This window comes from Undibacterium sp. TJN19 (assembly GCF_049339485.1).
Lineage (GTDB): Bacteria > Pseudomonadota > Gammaproteobacteria > Burkholderiales > Burkholderiaceae_D > Undibacterium.
The window spans coordinates 55,448-76,840 of sequence record NZ_JBMPPL010000013.1; the positions used below are offsets into that span (position 1 = coordinate 55,448).

Genomic DNA, 21,393 nt, shown 5'->3' on the forward strand with positions numbered 1-21,393 from the left:
TTTTCAGCGCAAGCCGTGACGGCGCATCTTGTTCAATAAACCTACACGTGAAATTCCCAGTTGCCTGGCTGCATGCGTATGATTATGATCATTGTCTTCCAGCGCCGTCACGATCAGGCGTTTTTCCAGCGTGGCGACCTGCGCTTCCAGTAATCCGGTTTCTTCCGTTAGAGCCGTTGCTGGCACTTCGCCACAGGCCAGTGCCAGGTCTTCTACCGAAATGTCTGTTTGCTCTCCTGCCAGCGCAGCAGCAGTTTGCAGGCAATGCTGCAATTCCCTGACATTGCCTGGCCAGGTGCGTGAAACCAGCCATTCCAGTGCCGGTACTGCCAGCCGTTTCGGTGGTGTTGATCGTGCCGCGATTGATTGTGCAATCAGTGTAATATCTCCGGCCCGGTCGGCCAGTGCAGATGTGCGTATCTGTATGCCTTTGAGGCGATAATACAGGTCATCGCGAAAAGATTTTTCTTCTATCATCACTGACAGTTCGCGATTGGTGGCAGCCACTATCCTGACATCGACACGCTGTTCGCTACGGCCGCCAATAGCAAAGAAACTGCCTGACTGCAAAAAACGCAATAACTTGACTTGCATGGGCAGGGGCATTTCACCAACTTCGTCGAGAAATAAAGTGCCACCATCTGCCGCTGCGATCAGCCCGTTGCGGTCGCGGTCAGCGCCGGTGAAACTGCCTTTGCAATGACCAAATAATTCACTTTCAAACAGTTCAGCCGGTATGGCGCCACAATGCACAGCGACAAAGGGTTTGCCTGCGCGTTTGCCATGCGCATGCAGTGCGCGTGCTACCAATTCCTTGCCAGTACCGCTGGGGCCGGTAATCATCACCGGTACATTAGTGGGGGCGATGCGGCGTACCAGTGAACGCAGTTCAGCTAGGTCATTGCTGTTGCCTGTCAGGCCCATGGTGTTGTCATTAGGGAGTGCGCGTGCGCGCCATTCTGCCAGTTCATGTTCAAGTCGGCGCTTGGTCAGGGCACGCTCCACCACGACACGCAAGATATCCGGGTCCAGTGGCTTGGGCAGAAAATCCCAGGCTCCCAGGCTGATTGCGCGCAAAGCCAGTTCACGGTCAGCGTGACCGGTCATCACCACTACCGGTACAGGCGCCAGGCCAGGCAGCAAAGCCAGCCCCTCTTCAGGTGTAAATGAAGGAGGTAAGGCCAGATCCAGTAGCACCAGATCGAAATTGTTTTGCGCTACCAGTTCACCTACCTGTTCTGCCGTGGCTGCGACCTTGACCAGGTAGCCAAGGCCTGCCAGCCAATTGCCGCACAGACGTTGGAAGGCAGGTTCGTCGTCAACCAGCAAGATGCTTTGCATGTTCATGGTTCAGGGGCCACAGGTAGATGAAGTTCAAAACAACAGTTCCAGTCAGGATGAGAAATGAGCCGCACTGTACCACCATGCGCTTCAGTCAGGCGACGTACTATGGCCAGGCCCAAGCCCGTTCCACCGGGCCGACGGCTCTTAAACGCCTGGAATAAATCCTTGACCAGATCAGGGGCAACGCCGGGGCCATTATCGCAAACATGCATGATTACCATATCGTGTTCCCGTTTTGCTTCCAGTTTCAGGCACGGGTCATGACGGCCACGTAACATGGCAGTCGCATTATTGATGAGATTGCCCAGTATCTGTTCAGCACGTAGCCTGTCCATCAGCACATACACATCTTCAGCGATGGCGATTTGTATGTTCACTGTTGTATGTGCAGCACATAAGTTGCGCACCAGTTCAAGCAGTTGTACAGGCTGACAATTCAGGCGTATATCGCCTGAATAGCTGAGCAGGTCCTGTATCAAATGATCGGCCCTGTCGATTTGCGCGCGGATTTCGGCCCTGGTCTCTGCCGGGCAATCGACTGCGGCCATGCTGATGATGTTCAGGGGATTGCGCAATTCATGGGCGACGGTGGCGGCCAGTCCACCCAGTTCCAGCAAGTGAGCCTGTTGAAGGCGCAGATTTTCCTGTCCGGCGTAGCGCAGTAATTGCTCCAGCCGTTCTGCGGCTGCGGCCAGCAGTGCACCAAATACTTCTCCTACGCGCAACACAGATGGGGTTGCCCCTTCCCATCCCTTTAGTTCACTGACCCAGCCAACGCTGTGCAGGGCCTTGCCGGTTTCTCGGTAACAATGCACGCATGGGGTGTCTGGTAAATGGTCGCTATTGCCGGTATTGTTTGTTACGCCTGCGTTGATGATGACAGACATGGCTTGATGCAGATGCGTACCCAGAATTGCGCCGGCAAGGCTTTCCAGTTGTGGCCAACTGGTGGCTGCTTCCAGTTCCTGCCGCCATGCCGCCAGCACGCCGGCTTCCAGATGAGCACCGGGGAAGACCAGTTTTTCCATCACGCTACGCATCGGCCTTTCCAGCAGCAGGGTGGTGAACAACATGGCCGTTCCCAATAACCACAACTGCCACAAGGGCAGGCTGGCCAGCGGGGCAAAACCGGTTTGTGCAACGAGGCTCAGCAATAAACCGGCAACAGCGATGGTGGTAATGCCTAGCGCCAGCCAGGCCAGCAGGCGGTTGGCCCATAGGTTCACCGCCATCACATCGTAGCGGACGATGCCAAACACCAGCAACACAGCATAAAAAGGTAGCAGGATCACGCTATACGGAAAAATCGGTATGCCAAAAGACGCATTCAAAAACATCAGCGTCGATGCCGAACCCCATACGCCTGCAAGACACAGCGCGATGATCTGGCCGCGTTTCTTCGGCGCTGCTGCCGGCCACGCCATCAACAGCAGGATATACGCCCAGCTACTGACTGCGCTGACAAAAATACCTGGTATCCAGCCCCAGGCTGGGAAGATGTAGTAGCGACGAAATGCCAGCCAGGGCACTAGCTGGCCCATGTCCAGCACGGTAATTAATCCGATCAGTATTACTGCCAGGCCATACCAGGCCAGCATTCTGGCAGGTCGCAAGCGCCCCAGGAAAGCCAGCACAAAGTGCAGGAACAGCACGGTATTCATGGGACCGGTATTGACCAGCATTTTGCCGAATTGGCTGAGACCTTCATCACCCAGGTTGATCGCCAGTTGACCCGTCGCCCACAGACCTATGCCTACGCAAAACAGTGACAACGCTTTCATGCCTGGCTGCCGCCCAGCCTTAACCCACAGCCATATGGCCAGCAGAGGACTGATGAGACTTTGCAGTATCAGTGAAGCGTAGTAAAGGCGGTAGGCATCCATCAGCAAGTACAGTGTCAGGGCGGGTCAGTGTTAAGAATCTTGATAGTCAAACCGGGCTAACTATATAGCAAGCTTACAGTTGTCGCCTAGTCCATAAATAAATTTCTTTCAAAAACAAAGGCTTAGCGCGAGCAGGACGATGGCATGCGGCTTGCGAATAAAGGCTTAAATTGCAGGCGTTCAAGCTGGTGCGATTCTGGCCAACGTATGAAAGAAATCATGAACATCCCATTTGTAAATCACCGCCTCAGTCTGGCTAGCTTATTTGTCACATTTGCGACCTCACGCATGAACTGGATACGATTTAACCGTGTGCTGGCATGGGCGCTGATCTTGACACCAGCCGTGCAGCTGATGCTCCGGTTTCAATGGAAGGACGGACTCATGCTTGATTTCACTCTCTTTATCGCGCACGGTATTTTGTCGCTGATCCTGTTTGGCATTCCAAAGATCAAAAAGAAAAAATTTACTTTATCCATGCACGTACTTGGCTTTCGTCCCCGTGGAATGAGTGCGCGCAATAATTTCCTGCTGACCGGTTATCGCCTGGCGATGGCGATGGCAGCCCCAGCCTTGCTGTTTATCCCTTATTTGAGCTGGTCATTTTTGTTGCTGTTGTATCCGGTATTGAGAATGTCCATTTCATTCATCCAGCATATTTTCGGAGCGATCAATTACGCCCTGTTGCGCTGGGGCGTACGCGATGTCGATGCGACCTTTCCGGTTCTGATTTATCTCATTGTGTTCTTTATTAATCTTTGCAAATAAAAGGGGGAAAACGTAATGACCAGTCTTAGCATCAACCTCTTTTTATTTGCAGAAAGAGCGCAGTTTCCCGGCCCTGCCCGCACTGTGCAGATGTCTGAAACGATGCATGCAAAAATCCATGCAAAGGCCTGCGCAAAGGCCCATACAAGAACCAGTCGCCAGAATGCAGGCTTGCCAGCTTTGTCGGAACTCGGTGCAGATTTTCTGCTTGCCAGCCGCCTGCAACGCCTGTTGTGGTCCTTGTTGCCGTTGACCACGCTGGCTATCTTCAGTGCGACCTATGCGTTGCGTTATTACGCATTGTTGCCAGTTGTCATCCTGGCGCATTTCATCGTGTCGACAACTTTTACGCATGATGTCGTGCATGGCTCTGCCGGTGCAGGTAAACGTACTGCGGAATGGCTATTATTTGGCATGAGCCTGTTATTGCTGGAAAGCGGTCACGCATTTCGTCATGCGCACCTTTATCACCATAGTCATTGTCTGGAAGATGATGATTTTGAAGGCAGTCCGGCGCGCATGAGTCTGCTCGGCGCGCTGCTTGCCGGGCCGCTGTATCTGCCTCGTCATTGGCTGCATGCCTATCGTCTTACCAAAAGAAAGGATCAGCGGCGCTGGTTACTGGCAGAATCGCTGGCCCCGATTGTTCTCGTCAGTTGTGCAGCCTTGCTGCTGTCGTGGAGTGCCGCACCGCTGACCTATTTCGGGTTCATGTGGTTTGGCAGCTGGTTGTACCCGGTGACGACAGCCTGGCTACCGCATTTCAAGCCAGACCAGTCCATGCTGGGGCATTCGCGTACTTTACGCGGGAAAATCATTCCTTTCCTCTTATGCAATCTTTCTTATCATCTTGAGCATCATCTGTATCCGCAGGTTCCGAGTTTCAATTTGCCACGGCTGGCTGAAAAACTTGATCCTTACTTTGCCGAGCGTGGTGTTTACCCGGTAAAAGTAGTTTGATGACAAGTTGATATGTTCAAGGCCGGAATGGCGATCAGGCGAAAAGAAGGGCAAGAGCGGGTAAAATGAGAGCTCGGATGGATTTAATACATTGGCATCATACAATTCAGGCCCAGCTCACGGGCGTGCGGCCGGTGAAATCGGGAAAACAAGATGAACACATCATTGCCACATCAAGTCAAAATTGTCGAAGTCGGCCCACGTGATGGCCTGCAAAATGAAAAAGAAAGCATACCTGCCGACATTAAAATCGAACTGGTTAACCGGCTTACTGCTGCTGGTTTTGCCAATATCGAGGCGGCGTCTTTCGTGTCGCCAAAATGGGTGCCGCAAATGGCCACGTCTGCTGAAGTCATGGCCGCCATACAGCGTAAGCCTGGTGTGATTTATTCCGTGCTGACACCGAATATGCAAGGCTTTGAAGCGGCACTGGCCGCCGGCGCAGATGAAGTCGTGATTTTCAGTTCGGCCTCTGAAGCCTTTGCGCATAAAAACATCAATTGTTCGATTGCCGAATCGATAGAGCGTTTCCGCGACGTGGCAGCAGCAGCAAAAGCCAATAACATCCGTTTGCGTGGCAGTATCAGTTGTGCCTTTGGCTGCCCTTATCACGGTGACGTCGCTGTCAGCAGTGTGTCGGATGTGGTCAGGCGCATGCGTGAGCTGGGTTGCGATGAAATCGATATTGCTGACACCATCGGTGTTGGTACGGCAAGACAGGTGCAAACGGTCATGCAGGCTGCTGCGCAGGATTTCCCGATTGCCGGTTTGTCTGGTCATTTCCATGATACTTATGGGCAGGCTCTGGCAAATATTTATGCCAGCCTGGAGGTGGGTATCTCCATTTTCCATTCTTCAGTAGCCGGTCTTGGTGGTTGCCCATATGCCAAAGGGGCGACAGGTAATGTCGCGACGGAAGATGTGCTGTTCCTGATGCAGGGGCTGGGTATCACAACAGGTATAAATTTGGACGCAGTGGTGGATGCCGGTCAATTTATTTCCAGCCATCTGGGGCGCAAGGCTGTCAGCCGGGCCGGTAATGCGATTGCTGCAAAACGCGCAAGCCAGGCCTGATTTTTATCATTGCCTCCTATAAGTGAAATCAGGGCGTGGGTGTGACCTGGACACCACGCCAGAAAGCAACGAAGCCGGCAATTTCTTTTGCTGCATCTTTTGGTGTGGTATACGTCCAGGCAGCATCTGCATTGACCTGACCATTGACGATGACATCAAAATAACTGGCCGTGCCTTTCCAGGGGCAAACCGTATGTTTTTCACTGGGGCGGAAATATTCCTGATTAATGCGGGTGAGCGGAAAATAGGTATTTCCCTCGACGATGACGACTTCTGAATCTTTCGCTTGCGCCAGCATGGCGCCGTTCCAGTTAGCTGTTGGCATGATATCTCCTATTCATCATCAGTCAGCGAGCGAGCCAGTCGCAGGCCGGTAAGTTGCCAGCGTGCAGATGCCGGGAAAAAATTGCGATAACTGCTGCGGCTGTGCCCAGCCGGAGTGAACGCAGAAGAACCGCGCAGTACATATTGGTTCACCATGAATTTACCATTGTACTCGCCGATTGCTCCGCTGGCTGCTGCAAACCCCGGGTAGGGGCTGTAACTGCTGCTCGTCCATTGCCAGCAATGATCAAACAACTGTGTCAGGGGCAAGCCCTGTTCATGCAGTTGTGTAGCATATTCCCACTCGGCTTCAGTGGGCAGGCGTGCTCCCGCCCAGCTTGCATAGGCGCTGGCCTCATAAAAAGACAGGTGGTTGGCGGCTTGTTGCGGATTGAGCTTCTGTATGCCATGCAGGGTAAATTCATGCCACTCCTGCTGCTCATCCTGTCGCCAGTACAGCGGATGCTCTATTGCCTGACTGCGTAGCCAGTCCCATCCTTCAGCCAGCCATAATGCCGGATTACGGTAGCCATCATCCCTGATAAACGCCAGGTATTCGGCATTGCTGACAAGACGGACACTCAACTGAAACGGTTCGACAAAATGGCGGTGGCGCGGTGTCTCATTGTCAAAGCAAAAATCTTTTCCCTCATGCCCCATTTCAAACAGGCAGGCTTCATAGTCTTGCCATTCCAGGGTAGGTAGTGTTTCTACTGCCTGTGGTGCAGTCAATATACTGGTCAGCGTAGCGGGTGTGGCATACAGTGCGGGGTACAGCGGGTTGCAGGATAACAGGTGCTTGATATCTGTCAGCATCAGTTCCTGGTGTTGCTGCTCATGTTGCAGGCCCAGTTCCAGCAGAGTGTGGAATTGCGCATCGTTTTTATGCCGCTCATGGCTAAGTGCAATGCGTTCGTCGACATTCTGGCGGTAAGCCATGACCACATCCAGCGATGGCCGTGTTAACAAGCCACGTTGTGGCCGTGGATGTTTTTCGCCTATACCGTTGTAATAGGAATTGAACAGGATACGGAAAGCTGCCTCGAAAGGCTGGAAATTTTTTTCGTACTGTTCAAGAATAAAGGTCTCAAAAAACCAGGTTGTATGGGCGAGCTGCCATTTGATAGGACTGGCATCGGGCATGGATTGCGCCATGCAGTCTTCTGCCGATAACGGGGCTGCAATCGCCAGCGAGCGCTGACGTACCTGTTGCCAGCGTTCAAAGGATAGGGCATGGGACATTTACTTTTCCTGCTCAATGTTCGAATGTCAAATCAAGATCAGGCTGCTTTTGCATAAATAACGGCAAACCAGCCATTTTCATCCGTCCAGTGACGGGTAGTCGAAAAACCGGCAGAGGCCAGCAAATCCACAAATGAATTTATGCTGTATTTATAGCTGTTTTCAGTATGTATCCGTTCACCCCTGATGAAATTTCTGTGGGCGCCCGGCCAGCTCACACGGACATCGGCCTGTGCCTGCAAGTGCATTTCTATACGGGATTTTTCAGGATTGAAAAATGCCAGATGCTGCCACTGACGTACATCAAAGTCACTGCCCAGTACACGGTTGACATGCCTTAACAGATTGAGGTTGAATGCAGCAGTCACACCGAGGCTATCGGCATAGGCAGCGTTCAATAAACTGTGTTCCTTGATCAGGTCAACTCCTATGAGTATGCCGCCCTCATCGCCACTTAAACTGCGCAAGTGCCGCAAGAAATGCAGTGCCTGCGCTGGCTCAAAATTGCCTATGGATGAACCAGGGTAAAAGAACAGACGTTTTTCTTCTCTGACTTCGCTGGGCAGAACCCAGTCTTGCGACAGATCCAGGCCCAGTGCGGTCATTTCTATGTGTGGAAAACGTTGCTGCAAACGCCGTACGGCATCCTGCAAATGATCAACCGAAATATCGATGGGTACATATTGATCAGGATGCAGACGCGGGAACAGGCGCGCTGCCTTGGCGCAATTGCCTGCACCCAGATCTATCAGAGTGCCACCAGCCCCGATCACATGCGCCATATCGGCCATATGCGTGCTGAAAATAGCGGCTTCAGTACGGGTCGGATAATATTCCGGCAGCACGCAGATGGCTTCAAACAATACAGACCCTACTGCATCGTAAAAATATTTCGGGGATGTGTAAGCCGCATCCGATAACAGGCCTGCTTCCAGTTCATGTTGAACTGCCTGGTAACTATGCAGCGGGATCACGGTTGCTGTATTTGCGCTTGTAGAGCTCAGCATAGCAGACGCCTTTTTCAAGATTTATGGTGATGTACCGCATTAGGCAAGAAGGATTTTTGCCTTATACGGTGAAGTCATATGGAAATACAGTGTACAAGGGAATCAAAAAAAAATCCTGTGCGCTAACGTACACAGGGTTTCCCTATTGCATCACCGATGTTTACCTATGGTCTGGCAGGGAAAATACAGCTCTGATACGAGATGGTGGTATGGCGGTTACCGCCCATGCTTTATGGGGTTATCGGGAGTTTTCTTCCCATATGGCCCCATGTACTTACATAAGTAATGCTGGATTGTTGCGCATCTGATTCTGCCAGGTGCGCACCTGTGCGATGATCCAGGCCGCATCGTCGAGTGGCAAATCATGTCCTGCTTCAGGATGTATATGCAGGGGACAATCCCATTTTTTTGCCAGCGTGCGTGAACAGGTGACATTCACCAAGCGGTCTTTCTCACCAGCGAGCAATAAAAGGGGAAGCTTCCCTGTTTGCATGGGTGCGTGAAAGCGAAGTGCCGCCCCCAATTGCCGTAATATATTGGCGCGGCTGATGGGTCTTTGCTGCGCATAATTTTTCCATTGCTCCACAATGGTTTTCGCTTGTTCCTCTGTATGCAGATTACTGGTAATGCGCAATATCAATTTTTCCCGCGCAAAGGCTGAACCGAACAACATGGTGGCGATCAGTGCGGGATAGTTGCCTGGTCGCAGCCGCTGATAAAAAGGGTTATGTGGTGCAACGCTGGTATTGACCAGCACGATGCCTTGCATATCTGCCGGATAGCGTTCAGCCCAGGCCAGCGCTACCATCGCCCCCAGTGATACCGCCAGGACATACACGGGCTCCTGAACAGCATGCTGCACTAATTGCTGATGACAAAAATCCGCCATGGCTGCCACAGTGGTCAAACTGTTTTGCTGGTTTAACTGGCCGTTGCCTGGAAAATCTATGCAGTGCAACTGCTCTGCCGCCATCGCCTGCTGGAACTGCACCGGGAAATCACCCCAGTGCCGCGCTTCACGCATCAGGCCGCGCAGCAATACCCAGGTCCTCATGGCCGGTACCAGCGCGCGACGGCACGTTCTTGCAGGCGCAGGCGGCTAGGCCCTTGTGCCAGCCATTGCTCGTGACCGCAAGTGGCACGCATCAAAAAATCCAGCCAGGAATTATGCCTGCGCAATACCCGGTGCAGACGGTGTTCAGCAACCGGGTTGAACATGCCATGACGCGAGAATAACTGACGCGGATTTTTTTTCACCCACAACCACGAACCCATTTCCAGTGTTAGTGGCAGAAAGGTTTTACTGCGGTCTTGCTGAGCTTGTAGATACAGATAGTCCCAGATATCGCCATGCGTGCGGTATTGCAGGCTTTGTGGCTCAAACAGGTAAGAATGATTGGGATGGGTTTGCTGGAACAATTCTTCCAGCGCCAGTATGTCAGCCAGATGATCAATAGGGTGCACGCTATGTGCATGCGGGAACCAGACGCGGTCACGCAGGCCAAAACCGGAATGGCAGTCTATCGCCAGGCTGAACGGGCGCGATAATAATTCTTCCTGCACGGTGCGGCACAATGCCTGGTTTTCTGCTTCCATGTCGGCGCCTGCTACGCCACGATACCAGGGCAGACGCGGGCTGTAACGGTGGCCACCCAACAGAAAAGGAACTTTTTCACTGGCCTCTATCGGTGCATTGCGCATCAGGTCGACACCGTTCGGATTGCAGCGCGTAGATTGCCACATGCCACCAGGGTTAATCAGTGGCATGAACACCAGCCGCACATCTTGCAGCATGTGTTGCAGGCTTCTATCCCATGACAGACGTGTGAGCAGGCCACGCAGGAAAGACAGTAATACCTGTGTGCCTATGCGTTCCAGACCATGAATGCCGCCAAAAAAGCCGATGGCAGGCAAGCTTGTATCAGGATTGCCCAGTGCCAGTTTATAGACCGGGAATTGTTTATGCTTGACTTCTACTTCACATAACACATCCACCTCCAGCTGGCCGCGGCCAAGGGCGATGATACGTTCCAGTTCTTTCAACTCAGGCAAAGCGGGCATGGGAGAAGTGCGGGAAAGTTAACTATGCCATGCTAGAGGAGCTATGCGGAGAAAGCAAGAAAGTCGCTGCGATAATAGCGTCCGGGGCAATTATGACCAACAGATGACGCATTAATTTGCAGGAACTTTTTGGCATGTCACGTATCTGTCATATAACGACAGATACAACACAGAGACAGCAACATATACAGCAACGGATATAACAACGGATACGATAGCCTGATTTCAATCCGGGGCAATGGAGTAATGTGATTCATGGCGTTTAATCAGGCTATCACTTGCTATTACATAAAAGGAGTTGGTTTTGCACAGTCTAACAAATGCAGTCGCCGCGGATGATGAAGCTTACTGGTCAGAAATCCGTTCGCAATACAGCGTCTCGCCAGAGTTCATCAATCTGGAAAACGGTTATTTTGGTGTACAGGCGCAGCCTGTGTTTGACGCTTTTCAGCGCTATCAGGCGCAGGTAAATGCCGAGACTTCTTATTTTCTGCGGGTGCGTTATGCCCCCCTGTTCGTGCAAGTGATGCAGGCGCTGAAAGATTTTTGCGGTGTTGATGAGGGTGAACTGGTACTGACGCGTAATTTGATCGAGGCCATGAATATCCTCTTGCAGGGTTACCCTTTGCAGGCTGGTGATGAAGTCATCCTTGCCACGCATGACTACGATCTCGTCATTGATACCCTGCTAATGCTGGAAAAGCGCAAACAGATACAGCTGCGGCATCTGCAATTGCCGCTTGACCCTGTCAGCGATGAAGACATTGTCGCCCGGTATGAACAGACAATTACACCGAGGACCAAACTGATACTGGTCACTCACATCGTGCACAGGACCGGGCAGATCATGCCGGTGGCAAAAATCACTGCCATGGCCAGACGTCACGGGGTGGATGTCATGGTTGACGCGGCACATTCCTTTGCTCACCTGAACTACCGCATGCCAGAACTGGGGGCAGACTTTGTGGCGGTGAATCTGCATAAATGGCTGGGTGCGCCGCTGGGTGTGGGCATGCTGTATATACGCAAGCACAGGGTGGCTGATATTGCTCCTCTGTTCGGCAATACCAGGTATGCGGATAATGAAATCTTTAAATTCACACAGGTGGGTACGGTGCCGCCTGCCAATGTATTGACGGTGCTGGATGCGTTGAAGTTCCATGCCTCCATAGGTTCCGCCAGCAAGGAAGCGCGCTTGCGTTACCTGACGCAGTACTGGTTGAACCAGGTACGCGGCCTGCCGGACATACGCATCATGACACCTACTGATCCGCTACGCTCTTGTGCCATTGCCGGTTTTGGTATCGCTGGCAATTCTGGCCATGCCATCGTCGATTACCTGATGCGGGAACACCAGATATTCACCGTCACACGCGACCTTGATGGCCAGGATATTGTCAGGGTGACGCCACATCTGTACTCCAGCCTGGAAGATCTGGATAAGCTGGTGGCGGCAATAAAACAGTTAACGCAAGCTTCATGACAGCGACCAGGGTATAAAGTAATTCCAGTTTACAGGATTAAAATATCCTATATAATGGAATTTATGGATATCAATACGATAATCGCCCGTCGGGTGCGCGCGTTGCGGGATCAACAAAAACTGTCGCTGGAGGCATTGGCCAGGCGCAGCGGCGTCAGCCGTTCGAATATTTCTCTCATCGAACGCGCAGAGAGCAGCCCGACCGCCGCAGCGCTGGATAAACTCGCTGTAGGCCTGGGCGTGACACTGGCGTCGCTGTTTGAAGACAGCACGCCTGCTGCGGAGGTTTCACCGGTATCACGCCTGGCTGAGCAGGTATGCTGGACTGACCCCGCATCCAGCTACATGCGTCGCAACTTGTCTCCAGGTCTGCCTTCATCCATACAGCTGGTGGAAGTCGAATTTCCGGCTGGGCAAACCGTGCGTTATGACAGTTTTCATCGCGATGTCGATATTGAGCAGCAAGTCTGGATACTGGCTGGCGAGATGCGCATCCATGTCGGTGAGCAAGCCTGGGATTTATGCACTGGCGATTGCCTGTCCATGAAGCTGGATAAGCCTATCACTTTTCATAATCCTGGCGCCGCCGCAGCACGCTATCTGGTCGCACTTTGCAAGGAGTAAATCATGTCTGATCAAGTCCAAATCGAAATACTTGATGCGAAAGAAGCGCAGTCCAGCGTGGCAGCCCTGGCCGATGTATTGACAGACTGTGTGGCTGGTGGCGCGTCCGTCAGTTTCATGTTGCCTTTGCCACGCGAACATGCCTTGCAATTCTGGCAGGGCGTCGCGGAGGGCGTCGCACGCAAGGAACGTGTCTTGCTGGTCGCCAGGGGCACCGGCGATGAAATCATAGGCACAGTACAATTGATCATCGCCATGCCAGACAATCAGACACACCGGGCCGACGTGGCCAAGATGCTGGTACATCGCAGCGCCCGTCGCCGTGGTGTGGCACACGCCCTGATGGCCGCAGTTGAAAAAGCCGCCAGGGCCGAGGGTAAGACTGTGCTGGTACTTGATACCGTCACTGGCGGCGATGCCGAGCGCCTGTACGAACGTGCAGGCTGGCAGAAGGTGGGCGTGATACCCAATTATGCCCTGATGCCCGATGGTGACTTTTGTGGAACGACCATCTTTCATAAACAAATCTAGCAAGTTGAATTTATGCGTATTGCAGTCATCTCAGACATACACGGTAACCTCGCCGCGCTCGAAGCCGTGGCAGTTGACTTGCGTCTGCGAGGTGTTGATCAGGTCGTGAATCTGGGTGACAGCCTGTCTGGCCCTTTGCTACCCAAAGAAACTGCAGATTTCCTGATGGCACAGCCAGGCTGGCTACATCTGGCCGGTAATCATGAGCGGCAGATACTTGAATTAAATGAACGTTCAGGTGCTGGTGATGTGTATGCGCATCAGCAAACCACGGCAGAGCAAAAGAACTGGATGGCAGGCCTGAAACCCGCGCTGCGCTTTAATGACGAGGTCTTGCTTTGCCACGGCACGCCCACCAGTGACACAACTACCTTGTTGCAGGTGGCAGACAGAAATGCCACGGCGCAGGAAATAGAAAACAGATTGGGGCAGGTCAGTGCGAGCGTGATTGCCTGTGGCCATAGCCATGTCGCCCGCAGTGTGCGCACGACCGCAGGCCAGCTTATCGTCAACCCAGGCAGTGTCGGCCACCCGGCCTATGCCTATGATTTCCCTTACCCGCATGTGATTGAATCAGGGTCACCGGATGCCCGCTATGTCATTATTGAAAAGAGGCAGCATGGCTGGACAGCCTGCCTGATTAATGTTCCTTATGACTATCAACCAATGGCAGAACTTGCCGCGTTGCGCGGCCGCGATGACTGGGTCAGGGCTTTGCAAAGCGGCTACGTCAATTAAGATCATGAAAAAACAGAATACCGCCCTTATCATCATCGACATGCAACGAGGCATGGCGTCCCCTCAGGCAGGGCGCAGAAATAATCCAGATGCAGAAGACAATATAAAACAGTTGCTGACTGCCTGGCGTGAAGCGGCAGCGCCCATTGTGTTTGTACGGCATATGTCACGTACCCCCGGTTCCCTGTTCTGGCCGGGGCAGCCAGGTAATGAATTCCAGCAAGCTCTCGCACCAATGGCCAGCGAATACGTGGTTGAGAAAAATGTTCCTGATGCCTTCACGCATACCGGTCTTGAACGCTGGCTGCATGTGCGTGGTATCAAAGACCTGGTAATCACTGGTGTCAGTACCAATAATTCAGTTGAGGCGACTGCCCGCAGTGCCGGTAACCTGGGCTTTGCTACCACGGTGGTCGCCGATGCCTGTTTCTGCTTCGACAGGCTCGATCTGCATGGCAAACCACAAACTGCAGAAGACATTCATATCCATGCGCTCAGCAATTTGCAGGGTGAATATGCGCATGTCGCTGATACGTCTGCGCTGTTGAATTGAGTGGACGTCCTGGTTCCTGCACCGGTAATTTTCATAAAAGATTACCGCACCGGACATCTGTTCGGAAATCCAAAAAATTCATAGAATGCCCATCATTGCTGCAAAAGTCTGCGGCTTCATTTTTAAGAATGGGAAGATCACCATGGCGATGGATGTCATAGATTATGAAATTTTTGGCGACGACATGCAGTTTGTGGAAGTCGAGCTCGACCCTGGTGAAGCCGCCATCGGTGAAGCAGGTACCATGTTTTACATGGAAGACGACATTCAGATGGAAACCATCTTCGGTGATGGCTCTGCAGGCCAGACTGGCATCTTCGGCAAATTGCTGGGTGCAGGCAAACGTCTGGTGACAGGCGAATCCCTATTCACCACGGTCTTCATGAATGGTGGTGGGATGAAGAGAAAAGTGGCCTTTGGTGCTGCCTATCCCGGCAAAATCATTCCCATGCACCTGGATCAGCTGGGCGGTACGCTGCTGTGCCAGAAAGATGCTTTCCTCTGTGCAGCCAAAGGCGTGTCACTGGGCATTGCCTTTCAAAAACGACTGGGCGCCGGTTTCTTTGGCGGCGAAGGTTTTATTCTACAAAAACTCGAAGGTGATGGTCTGGCATTTGTGCACGCCGGCGGTGCCATCATAGAAAAAACCCTGCATCCAGGTCAAACCTTGCGGGTCGATAGCGGTTGTGTAGTCGCTTTCACGCAAGAAATTGATTTTGACATCAAGTTTGTTGGCGGCGTTAAAACGGCGCTATTTGGTGGCGAAGGCATGTTCTTTGCGCATCTGCGTGGACCGGGCAAGGTCTGGCTGCAATCACTGCCATTGGCTCGTCTGGCCAACCGTATCGTCGGCGCGTCGCATGTGGGTGGTAACAAAGGTGGCGAGCAGGGTTCGGTGCTGGGTGGCCTGGGCAGCATCTTCAAGGATGAATAACTGGAACTCATTTCATAAATAGTTAGGCACCAAAACAGTCAATTCCCGCAGATGGTAAAAAATGCGGGGAATTGACTTTTAAATGCAGGTGCCGCTCCATGAGCGCATTAATTTCTTTTTACATGGCCTTATAATGCGGTCTATTTTGCCTGGTCGGCATGGTCAGGCATTTTCAAAAGAGAACTTCATGGTTAAGAAAATTGTGTTTTTAGCGCTGTTTATTTGTGTGCAAGCTGGCTTGACAGCTTGCTCGGTCGCGTATGACCTTCAGCAAGACGCTGCGGAGCGTCAGTGTGAAAAAATCATGGACTGGAATGAACGTAAGACTTGTCTGCAACAAAACAAGACAACGTACGAGCAGTATGAAAAACAGCGTGAAGATTTACGTACCAAGGGTACGGAAAAGAAATAGATACTGCTTTTGAATCTGGCATAAAAACATTTTATGCCAGTTCAGATAGTGGCTATGACAGATCAAACACTGACGCTTTGTGTGCCGGTGGCATTGGCAAAACTTTCGCAACAAATTTCACTTGATGTGCGTGAACGGTAATCAGCGATGAACTGGTCAAAACTGCCGGTTTGTGTGCTTTCCATCCGCGCCTGTTCTGCCAGTGATTGCTCTGCCATTTTTGTGTAGTAAGCCTGCTGTTCAGCACTCGGTGGATGAGCGCGGAATGCATTCGCCAGCAGTTGGCTTTGTTGCAAGGCAAATTTTGTGTAAGAACCGTCAGCAGCCTTGATCGCATCCATCACCTTTGCAGATGGTGTCAGCGCCGGATTCAAGAGTTTTTCTCTTTGTGTTGCCATGGTCTTGCCGTGGCTGTCGTCACCACGCTGTGCATCGAGCAGGGCGGCAACCGGTGCGATTTTATCCAGTAGCTCATTGCCCCAGTCTTGCAGGGAAACAGCTGTACCATGCCGTGACAACATCAGGCCGTGGCGGCGGCCCTGTTTGACGGTCAGGGCAAAGTTTTCGCTGTTCTCATCGCCTTCAGCCTGGTTCGTAAGCGGGCTGTCATCAAGTGCGCAAAACAGCAGGAAGGCATCGAGGAAGCGTGAAGTTTCCAGGCTGATGCCGAGAGGGTCGAAGGGGTTCACGTCCATACAGCGCACTTCTATGTATTGCACACCGCGTGCGCATAGTGCCTCCACCGGGCGTTCGCCTATGCGTATCACGCGTTTCGGGCGTATGGTGGCATAGAATTCATTTTCGATTTGCAATACGCTGGTATTGATCTGTACCCATTCGCCGTCACGTTGCATGCCCAGTTTTTCATACTCAGGGTAAGGCTGGCGCACGGCCAGTGACAGGCTGCGCATGTATTCCAGCAGCGTATTGTAAGGTGGCACCAGGCCAGCCTGGGCATTGTTCTGGTAACCCAGGTCGCTCATACGCAAGCTGGTTGCATACGGTAGATACAGGGTGTCTTCAGACAGGGTGTCGAGTTGATGTGGGCGGCCACGCAAAAATGCGGTTGAAAGTGCAGGTGAGGCACCAAACAGATACATCAGCAGCCAGCTATAGCGATGAAAATTACGTATCAGTGCAATATAGTTTTCTGATTGCACATGCATGGCACCGCCACTGGTGTTTTCTGCCTGCTGCAAGACTTTCCACAAATTTTCAGAAAGCGAATAGTTATAGTGTATGCCTGCAATGCACTGCATGCTTTTGCCATAGCGCAAGGCCAGGCCGCGACGGTACACATGCTTGATCATGCCTATATGTGATTTGCCATACCAGGCGATGGGAATATCTTTTTCTTCCGGCAAAATACAGGGCATGGACTGATGCCATAGCATCTCATCACCCAGTACGGTATAGGCGAAACGGTGTATGTTATCCAGTTCTTCCAGTGCGATCGCGATATCAGGTTCGGCCGGGGTAATGAATTCCAGCAGGGATTCAGAATAATCAGTCGTGATTTGTGGATTTGTCAACGCCGAGCCTAGTGCTGTGGCATGCGGGGTCAATGCCAGCTTGCCATCTGCATGCACACGCAGGGTTTCCCGCTCTATGCCACGCAAGCCTTGGGCGAGCAGCGGACGATGCGCGTCGGTATCCAATAATGCCAGACGTTGTTTTAACAGATTACTCACGGGGTATTCCTTCACGATTCAGTTGTTTTTGCATCCTGTGGTCTGTTGAGGGGGGGACGAAGAGTGTCGCGCACTTCCGTTTTAGCCTTTATATTTCACTGGCTGCAAAAAATATCGAGCAAGCATATCCGAAAATCGAAAATGGGACACGAGGCTGCTTTAAAAGTGTCAGGTAGGTCTTGTAAAGTACAAAGCAAGCCATCGCTTTCAGGCGCACAATCATGGTTTACTGCAACAGATTATACGAAGTGCGAAATCGCTTCTTGTTTTGTTGTCATCGTTCTAGAATGCAAGTTCACATCTTTTAAGGAGCTTATGTGTCCATCAAACAAGTATCCATGCTGGTCTCTGGCTTATTCATGAGTCTCGCCAGTACAGGAATCGCCCTTGCCGCCGACGCAGTGCCGCCCGTGGCCGCCAAAGTCAAATGGCAGGAAACCCGCCATGGCGAAGTGGTGACCGATGATTACCGCTGGTTGCAAAAGAAAGAAAATCCAGACGTCATCGCCCATCTGAATGCCGAAAACAGCTATACCGAAGCCATGACCGCCGGTATCAAGCCGCTGTCGGAAAAACTGTATGCCGAAATCAAGGGGCGCATGAAAGAGGTGGATTTGTCCGTGCCAGTCCGCCGGGCCAATTTTTATTATTACTCGCGTACCGAGGCGGGCAAACAATATCCCCTGTTCTGCCGCCGTCATGCCGATGACAAACTGGCTTATGACGAAAAACTGCCCGAAGAAATCCTGCTGAATCAAAACGAGATGGCGCAAGGGCAAAAGTTTTTTTCAGTTGGTTCAACCATCATCAGCCCGGATGAACAATTGCTGGCCTATACCACCGATACCGTCGGTTACCGCCAGTATGAACTGCATATCAAGAATCTGAAGACCGGTCAGTTACTGCCAGATACCGTGCCGCGCGTGACCTCCGCTGCCTGGGCGGCAGACAACAAGACGCTGTTTTTTGTGCAGGAAGATGCGACCACCAAGCGCTCAGACCGTCTGTTCCGCATGGAGATAGGCAAGGCACCGGTAGAAGTCATGAATGAAGCCGTTGAACAGTTCGACATCAGCGTCAGCAGCACGCGTGACCGGCAATTCATCGTCCTGAGCAGTCATGCAACCGATACCAGCGAAGTCATGCTGTTATCCGCCGCTACGCCAACGGCACAATTCAAGAGCGTGCTGGGACGCGAAAAAGGCCATCGCTACAGTGTAGAACACCGCAATGGCGAGCTGTATATCACCACCAACAAGGACGCCAAGAATTTCCGCGTCGTACGTGCACCAGTGGCTACGCCAGATCAGCAACACTGGCAGGAAATCGTCAAACATGATCCTGAAGTACTGGTATCTGGTGCCGAGCTGTTCAAGGATTTCATGGCGGTCACCGAGAAAAGCCAGGCACTCAATCGCATCCGTATCTATGACTTTGCCAGCAAACAGTGGAAGACTGTCAAATTCGATGATCCCGTCTATCTGGCCATGGGAGCAGGTACGCCGGAATTTTCTGCCACGCGTTATCGCATGTCTTACCAGTCACCAGTGACACCGCCGACCGTGCTGGATGTCGATATGGCGACGGGTCAGCGTTTTGTATTAAAGCAGCAGGAAGTGGTTGGTGGTTATGACGCCAATCGCTATGAAAGCCGCCGCCTGTGGGCAACTGCGCGCGATGGTGTCAAGGTGCCGCTGTGGGTGGTCTATAAAAAGGGTGTGAAACTTGATGGTTCTGCACCCTTGTTATTGTATAGCTATGGCAGCTATGGCATTTCGACCGAGGCAACGTTTGCATCCAACCGCATCAGCCTGCTGGAGCGTGGCGTCATCTATGCGCAGGCACATATCCGTGGTGGTCGCGACATGGGCGAGCGCTGGCATGAAGATGGCATGCTCATGCATAAGAAAAATACTTTTTATGATTTCATCGACAGTGCCGAATACCTCGTCAAGCAGAAATGGACCAGTCCTGACAGGCTCATCATACAGGGCGGCAGCGCCGGTGGTTTGCTGATGGGGGCTGTCGTCAATATGCGGCCTGATCTGTTCCATGCCGTGCATGCCGCCGTGCCTTTTGTCGATGTGATGAACACCATGATGGACGCCAGCCTGCCGCTGACTACCGGCGAATACCTGGAATGGGGTAATCCGAACGAAAAACCCGCCTATGACTATATGCGCAGCTATTCACCTTACGACAATATAGCGCACAAGGCTTACCCGTCCATGCTGGTCACCACCGGTTTGAATGACAGCCAGGTCATGTATTGGGAGCCGACAAAATATGTCGCCAAACTGCGTGACTACAAGACTGATAAAAATCCCCTGCTGCTGAAGATTAATATGGCAGCCGGACATGGTGGCGCATCGGGTCGTTATGATGCGATACGTGAAGGCGCTTTCAATATGGCCTGGATGCTCGATCAATGGGGTATCAAAGAGTAATTTTTTGCCCCTGCCTGCCAACGCGGACAGGGGCATTTTCTTGAAAGGATGGTTCATGAAATTTGCCTACACGATTATCTATGTACCCGATGTGGCCGCATCGCTGGCTTTTTTTGAAAAGGCATTCGGATTTGCCACGCGTTTCCTGCACGAATCGGGAATGTATGGCGAACTTGATACCGGCGATACCACGCTGGCATTTGCCGCGCATGCCATGGGTGAGCTCAATTATTCCAGTGGCCATGTCGAAGCCCATGATTCGGCACTGCCCCTGGGTATGGAAGTCGCATTTACCACTGACGATGTCGCGGCAGCACATGCACAGGCTATCGCTGCAGGTGCAAGAGAACTGGCAGCCCCTTCTGAAAAACCCTGGGGTCAGGTCGTATCGTATCTGCGCTGTCCAGACGGTAGTCTGGTGGAATTGTGTACGCCTGTGGGTGCGTAGAAAGCATCTCAGTAATAGAATAGGAATGAATAGAATAGGGATGAATTCTGGTTTTTTGCATTTACCTCACCGGCAATAGCGCACACAGGCATACTTTGTGTTGCTATTGTCCGTGAAAATACTTCTTTTGCAGCTTTGCTACTGTTCCATCCTTTTGCAGTGATTCATAAGCAATCCGCCAGGCACGTTCTTCGTTCTCACGCAAATCCAGAGATGTTGCCAGATACAGTTGTGCCGACCCCAGGCTGGGGCCTGTGGCGAAATCTTCAAAACGAAAGCCATATTCTTCTATGGCAGAAGTCAGCATTGGGTAACCAGCATAGATCGCATCTATGCCGCCCAGCGATAACATCCTGATTAAATCCTGATAGCTTTTTTCATAGATGATATGGCGAAAATTTTTCGCTTTCAAATTCATCTCTATTGGTGATCCACGTAAAATTCCCACACGCAGATGGCTTAACTGTTCCAGGTTCGCATGTTCTATATCGACACCTTTGGCGAGTGCAGAACGATTGCCAAAGAAAGTGTAATTGACCTTGATCATGGGAATCAGCCATTTGTAGCTGTTTTCGCGATCCGGTGTTCTGGCCAGCGGGAACACACCATAGGAATTACCTTCCGCAGTCATCTTGACCGCTCTCGCCCAAGGATAAAACGTCACATCGGGTGGCCGTCCTATTTGTGCCGACATGGCAACGATCAGCTCATAGGCATAGCCTTGTGGCTTGTTATGTTGCAGCCAGATGAAAGGTGGGAGCTCGGCAGTCAGCCATTTGACGGGTTTGGATGGTGGCGCTTGCGCTTGGCAATTCATGCTGCTTAAAACCGCGATCAGACAGATGAGTTTTTTCATGGAAGTCTCATGG

General features: G+C 52.0%; 21 protein-coding genes. 12 read left to right on the forward strand and 9 right to left on the reverse strand.

Going from position 1 to position 21,393, the window contains the following annotated elements; all coding sequences use genetic code 11:
- Positions 1 to 3 precede the first annotated feature (3 nt).
- Together ACO0LH_RS24940 and ACO0LH_RS24945 are read right to left on the reverse strand one after the other, a co-directional pair.
- Positions 4 to 1,347: a sigma-54-dependent transcriptional regulator gene (locus ACO0LH_RS24940; RefSeq protein WP_422943848.1), complete on the reverse strand. Its 1,344-nt coding sequence runs from the start codon at positions 1,345 to 1,347 to the stop codon at positions 4 to 6.
- Positions 1,344 to 3,227, reverse strand: a complete 1,884-nt coding sequence (locus ACO0LH_RS24945) for an ATP-binding protein (RefSeq protein WP_422943849.1) — start codon at positions 3,225 to 3,227, stop codon at positions 1,344 to 1,346. Before ACO0LH_RS24945 ends, ACO0LH_RS24940 begins: the two co-directional genes overlap by 4 nt.
- A 219-nt stretch (positions 3,228 to 3,446) precedes the next feature.
- Here ACO0LH_RS24945 and ACO0LH_RS24950 point away from each other — a divergent pair, with 219 nt between their 5' ends.
- The 3 genes from ACO0LH_RS24950 to ACO0LH_RS24960 all read left to right on the forward strand — a co-directional run bounded on the left by ACO0LH_RS24950 (position 3,447) and on the right by ACO0LH_RS24960 (position 6,029).
- Positions 3,447 to 3,995, forward strand: a complete 549-nt coding sequence (locus tag ACO0LH_RS24950; protein WP_422943850.1) for a hypothetical protein — start codon at positions 3,447 to 3,449, stop codon at positions 3,993 to 3,995.
- A gap of 15 nt (positions 3,996 to 4,010) precedes the next feature.
- On the forward strand, positions 4,011 to 4,955 hold the full coding sequence (locus tag ACO0LH_RS24955) for a fatty acid desaturase family protein (RefSeq protein ID WP_422943851.1): 945 nt from the start codon (positions 4,011 to 4,013) through the stop codon (positions 4,953 to 4,955).
- Positions 4,956 to 5,108: 153 nt separating this feature from the next.
- Entirely contained in the window at positions 5,109 to 6,029 is a 921-nt protein-coding gene (locus ACO0LH_RS24960) for a hydroxymethylglutaryl-CoA lyase (protein WP_422943852.1), read from the forward strand.
- Positions 6,030 to 6,057: 28 nt separating this feature from the next.
- Here the strand turns inward: ACO0LH_RS24960 and ACO0LH_RS24965 are convergent, their stop codons facing one another.
- From ACO0LH_RS24965 to ACO0LH_RS24985, 5 genes are all read right to left on the reverse strand, one after another.
- Positions 6,058 to 6,354: a DUF427 domain-containing protein gene (locus tag ACO0LH_RS24965; protein ID WP_422943853.1), complete on the reverse strand. Its 297-nt coding sequence runs from the start codon at positions 6,352 to 6,354 to the stop codon at positions 6,058 to 6,060.
- Between the two features lie 8 nt (positions 6,355 to 6,362).
- Positions 6,363 to 7,595, reverse strand: coding sequence for an ergothioneine biosynthesis protein EgtB (egtB, locus tag ACO0LH_RS24970; RefSeq protein ID WP_422943854.1), 1,233 nt, complete (start codon positions 7,593 to 7,595; stop codon positions 6,363 to 6,365).
- Between the two features lie 38 nt (positions 7,596 to 7,633).
- Complete coding sequence (egtD, locus tag ACO0LH_RS24975; protein WP_422943855.1) at positions 7,634 to 8,602, reverse strand: L-histidine N(alpha)-methyltransferase; 969 nt, start codon at positions 8,600 to 8,602, stop codon at positions 7,634 to 7,636.
- A gap of 274 nt (positions 8,603 to 8,876) precedes the next feature.
- Positions 8,877 to 9,656 carry an alpha/beta fold hydrolase gene (locus tag ACO0LH_RS24980; protein ID WP_422943856.1) on the reverse strand — a complete coding sequence of 260 codons (780 nt, stop codon included), beginning with the start codon at positions 9,654 to 9,656 and terminating at the stop codon, positions 8,877 to 8,879.
- Complete coding sequence (locus ACO0LH_RS24985) at positions 9,653 to 10,663, reverse strand: M14 family zinc carboxypeptidase (protein WP_422943857.1); 1,011 nt, start codon at positions 10,661 to 10,663, stop codon at positions 9,653 to 9,655. The genes ACO0LH_RS24980 and ACO0LH_RS24985 overlap by 4 nt, the downstream gene beginning before the upstream one ends.
- A 304-nt stretch (positions 10,664 to 10,967) precedes the next feature.
- Here ACO0LH_RS24985 and ACO0LH_RS24990 point away from each other — a divergent pair, with 304 nt between their 5' ends.
- The 7 genes from ACO0LH_RS24990 to ACO0LH_RS25020 all read left to right on the forward strand — a co-directional run bounded on the left by ACO0LH_RS24990 (position 10,968) and on the right by ACO0LH_RS25020 (position 15,938).
- Positions 10,968 to 12,146, forward strand: a complete 1,179-nt coding sequence (locus tag ACO0LH_RS24990; RefSeq protein ID WP_422943858.1) for an aminotransferase class V-fold PLP-dependent enzyme — start codon at positions 10,968 to 10,970, stop codon at positions 12,144 to 12,146.
- 63 nt (positions 12,147 to 12,209) lie between these two features.
- Positions 12,210 to 12,770, forward strand: coding sequence for a helix-turn-helix domain-containing protein (locus ACO0LH_RS24995; protein WP_422943859.1), 561 nt, complete (start codon positions 12,210 to 12,212; stop codon positions 12,768 to 12,770).
- Between the two features lie 3 nt (positions 12,771 to 12,773).
- Positions 12,774 to 13,301 carry a GNAT family N-acetyltransferase gene (locus tag ACO0LH_RS25000; RefSeq protein WP_422943860.1) on the forward strand — a complete coding sequence of 176 codons (528 nt, stop codon included), beginning with the start codon at positions 12,774 to 12,776 and terminating at the stop codon, positions 13,299 to 13,301.
- A 12-nt stretch (positions 13,302 to 13,313) separates the two neighbouring features.
- On the forward strand, positions 13,314 to 14,039 hold the full coding sequence (locus ACO0LH_RS25005) for a metallophosphoesterase family protein (RefSeq protein WP_422943861.1): 726 nt from the start codon (positions 13,314 to 13,316) through the stop codon (positions 14,037 to 14,039).
- Positions 14,040 to 14,043: 4 nt separating this feature from the next.
- On the forward strand, positions 14,044 to 14,592 hold the full coding sequence (locus ACO0LH_RS25010; RefSeq protein WP_422943862.1) for a cysteine hydrolase family protein: 549 nt from the start codon (positions 14,044 to 14,046) through the stop codon (positions 14,590 to 14,592).
- A gap of 142 nt (positions 14,593 to 14,734) precedes the next feature.
- Positions 14,735 to 15,526, forward strand: coding sequence for a TIGR00266 family protein (locus ACO0LH_RS25015; protein ID WP_422943863.1), 792 nt, complete (start codon positions 14,735 to 14,737; stop codon positions 15,524 to 15,526).
- Between the two features lie 133 nt (positions 15,527 to 15,659).
- Positions 15,660 to 15,938 carry a hypothetical protein gene (locus ACO0LH_RS25020; protein ID WP_422943864.1) on the forward strand — a complete coding sequence of 93 codons (279 nt, stop codon included), beginning with the start codon at positions 15,660 to 15,662 and terminating at the stop codon, positions 15,936 to 15,938.
- Positions 15,939 to 16,000: 62 nt separating this feature from the next.
- Here ACO0LH_RS25020 and gshA read toward each other — a convergent pair whose 3' ends face one another.
- A complete protein-coding gene (gene gshA / locus ACO0LH_RS25025; protein ID WP_422943865.1) occupies positions 16,001 to 17,629 on the reverse strand; it encodes a glutamate--cysteine ligase in 1,629 nt (542 codons plus the stop codon).
- Between the two features lie 317 nt (positions 17,630 to 17,946).
- Here gshA and ACO0LH_RS25030 point away from each other — a divergent pair, with 317 nt between their 5' ends.
- Together ACO0LH_RS25030 and ACO0LH_RS25035 are read left to right on the forward strand one after the other, a co-directional pair.
- The gene (locus ACO0LH_RS25030; protein WP_422943866.1) at positions 17,947 to 20,076 is read left to right on the forward strand and encodes a S9 family peptidase; all 2,130 of its coding nucleotides are present in this window, start codon (positions 17,947 to 17,949) and stop codon (positions 20,074 to 20,076) included.
- A 55-nt stretch (positions 20,077 to 20,131) separates the two neighbouring features.
- Positions 20,132 to 20,524: a VOC family protein gene (locus ACO0LH_RS25035; protein ID WP_422943867.1), complete on the forward strand. Its 393-nt coding sequence runs from the start codon at positions 20,132 to 20,134 to the stop codon at positions 20,522 to 20,524.
- Between the two features lie 103 nt (positions 20,525 to 20,627).
- Here the strand turns inward: ACO0LH_RS25035 and ACO0LH_RS25040 are convergent, their stop codons facing one another.
- Positions 20,628 to 21,380, reverse strand: a complete 753-nt coding sequence (locus tag ACO0LH_RS25040; protein ID WP_422943868.1) for a substrate-binding periplasmic protein — start codon at positions 21,378 to 21,380, stop codon at positions 20,628 to 20,630.
- Positions 21,381 to 21,393 lie beyond the last annotated feature (13 nt).

Bases quoted from the DNA above. Each gene is read 5' to 3' on its own strand.
- ACO0LH_RS24940 (WP_422943848.1), bottom strand. From the start codon at position 1,347: ATGAACATGCAAAGCATCTTGCTGGTTGACGACGAACCTGCCTTCCAA.
- ACO0LH_RS24945 (WP_422943849.1), bottom strand. From the start codon at position 3,227: ATGGATGCCTACCGCCTTTACTACGCTTCACTGATACTGCAAAGTCTC.
- ACO0LH_RS24950 (WP_422943850.1), top strand. From the start codon at position 3,447: ATGAACATCCCATTTGTAAATCACCGCCTCAGTCTGGCTAGCTTATTT.
- ACO0LH_RS24955 (WP_422943851.1), top strand. From the start codon at position 4,011: ATGACCAGTCTTAGCATCAACCTCTTTTTATTTGCAGAAAGAGCGCAG.
- ACO0LH_RS24960 (WP_422943852.1), top strand. From the start codon at position 5,109: ATGAACACATCATTGCCACATCAAGTCAAAATTGTCGAAGTCGGCCCA.
- ACO0LH_RS24965 (WP_422943853.1), bottom strand. From the start codon at position 6,354: ATGCCAACAGCTAACTGGAACGGCGCCATGCTGGCGCAAGCGAAAGAT.
- egtB (WP_422943854.1), bottom strand. From the start codon at position 7,595: ATGTCCCATGCCCTATCCTTTGAACGCTGGCAACAGGTACGTCAGCGC.
- egtD (WP_422943855.1), bottom strand. From the start codon at position 8,602: ATGCTGAGCTCTACAAGCGCAAATACAGCAACCGTGATCCCGCTGCAT.
- ACO0LH_RS24980 (WP_422943856.1), bottom strand. From the start codon at position 9,656: ATGAGGACCTGGGTATTGCTGCGCGGCCTGATGCGTGAAGCGCGGCAC.
- ACO0LH_RS24985 (WP_422943857.1), bottom strand. From the start codon at position 10,663: ATGCCCGCTTTGCCTGAGTTGAAAGAACTGGAACGTATCATCGCCCTT.
- ACO0LH_RS24995 (WP_422943859.1), top strand. From the start codon at position 12,210: ATGGATATCAATACGATAATCGCCCGTCGGGTGCGCGCGTTGCGGGAT.
- ACO0LH_RS25000 (WP_422943860.1), top strand. From the start codon at position 12,774: ATGTCTGATCAAGTCCAAATCGAAATACTTGATGCGAAAGAAGCGCAG.
- ACO0LH_RS25005 (WP_422943861.1), top strand. From the start codon at position 13,314: ATGCGTATTGCAGTCATCTCAGACATACACGGTAACCTCGCCGCGCTC.
- ACO0LH_RS25010 (WP_422943862.1), top strand. From the start codon at position 14,044: ATGAAAAAACAGAATACCGCCCTTATCATCATCGACATGCAACGAGGC.
- ACO0LH_RS25015 (WP_422943863.1), top strand. From the start codon at position 14,735: ATGGCGATGGATGTCATAGATTATGAAATTTTTGGCGACGACATGCAG.
- ACO0LH_RS25020 (WP_422943864.1), top strand. From the start codon at position 15,660: ATGCGGTCTATTTTGCCTGGTCGGCATGGTCAGGCATTTTCAAAAGAG.
- ACO0LH_RS25035 (WP_422943867.1), top strand. From the start codon at position 20,132: ATGAAATTTGCCTACACGATTATCTATGTACCCGATGTGGCCGCATCG.
- ACO0LH_RS25040 (WP_422943868.1), bottom strand. From the start codon at position 21,380: ATGAAAAAACTCATCTGTCTGATCGCGGTTTTAAGCAGCATGAATTGC.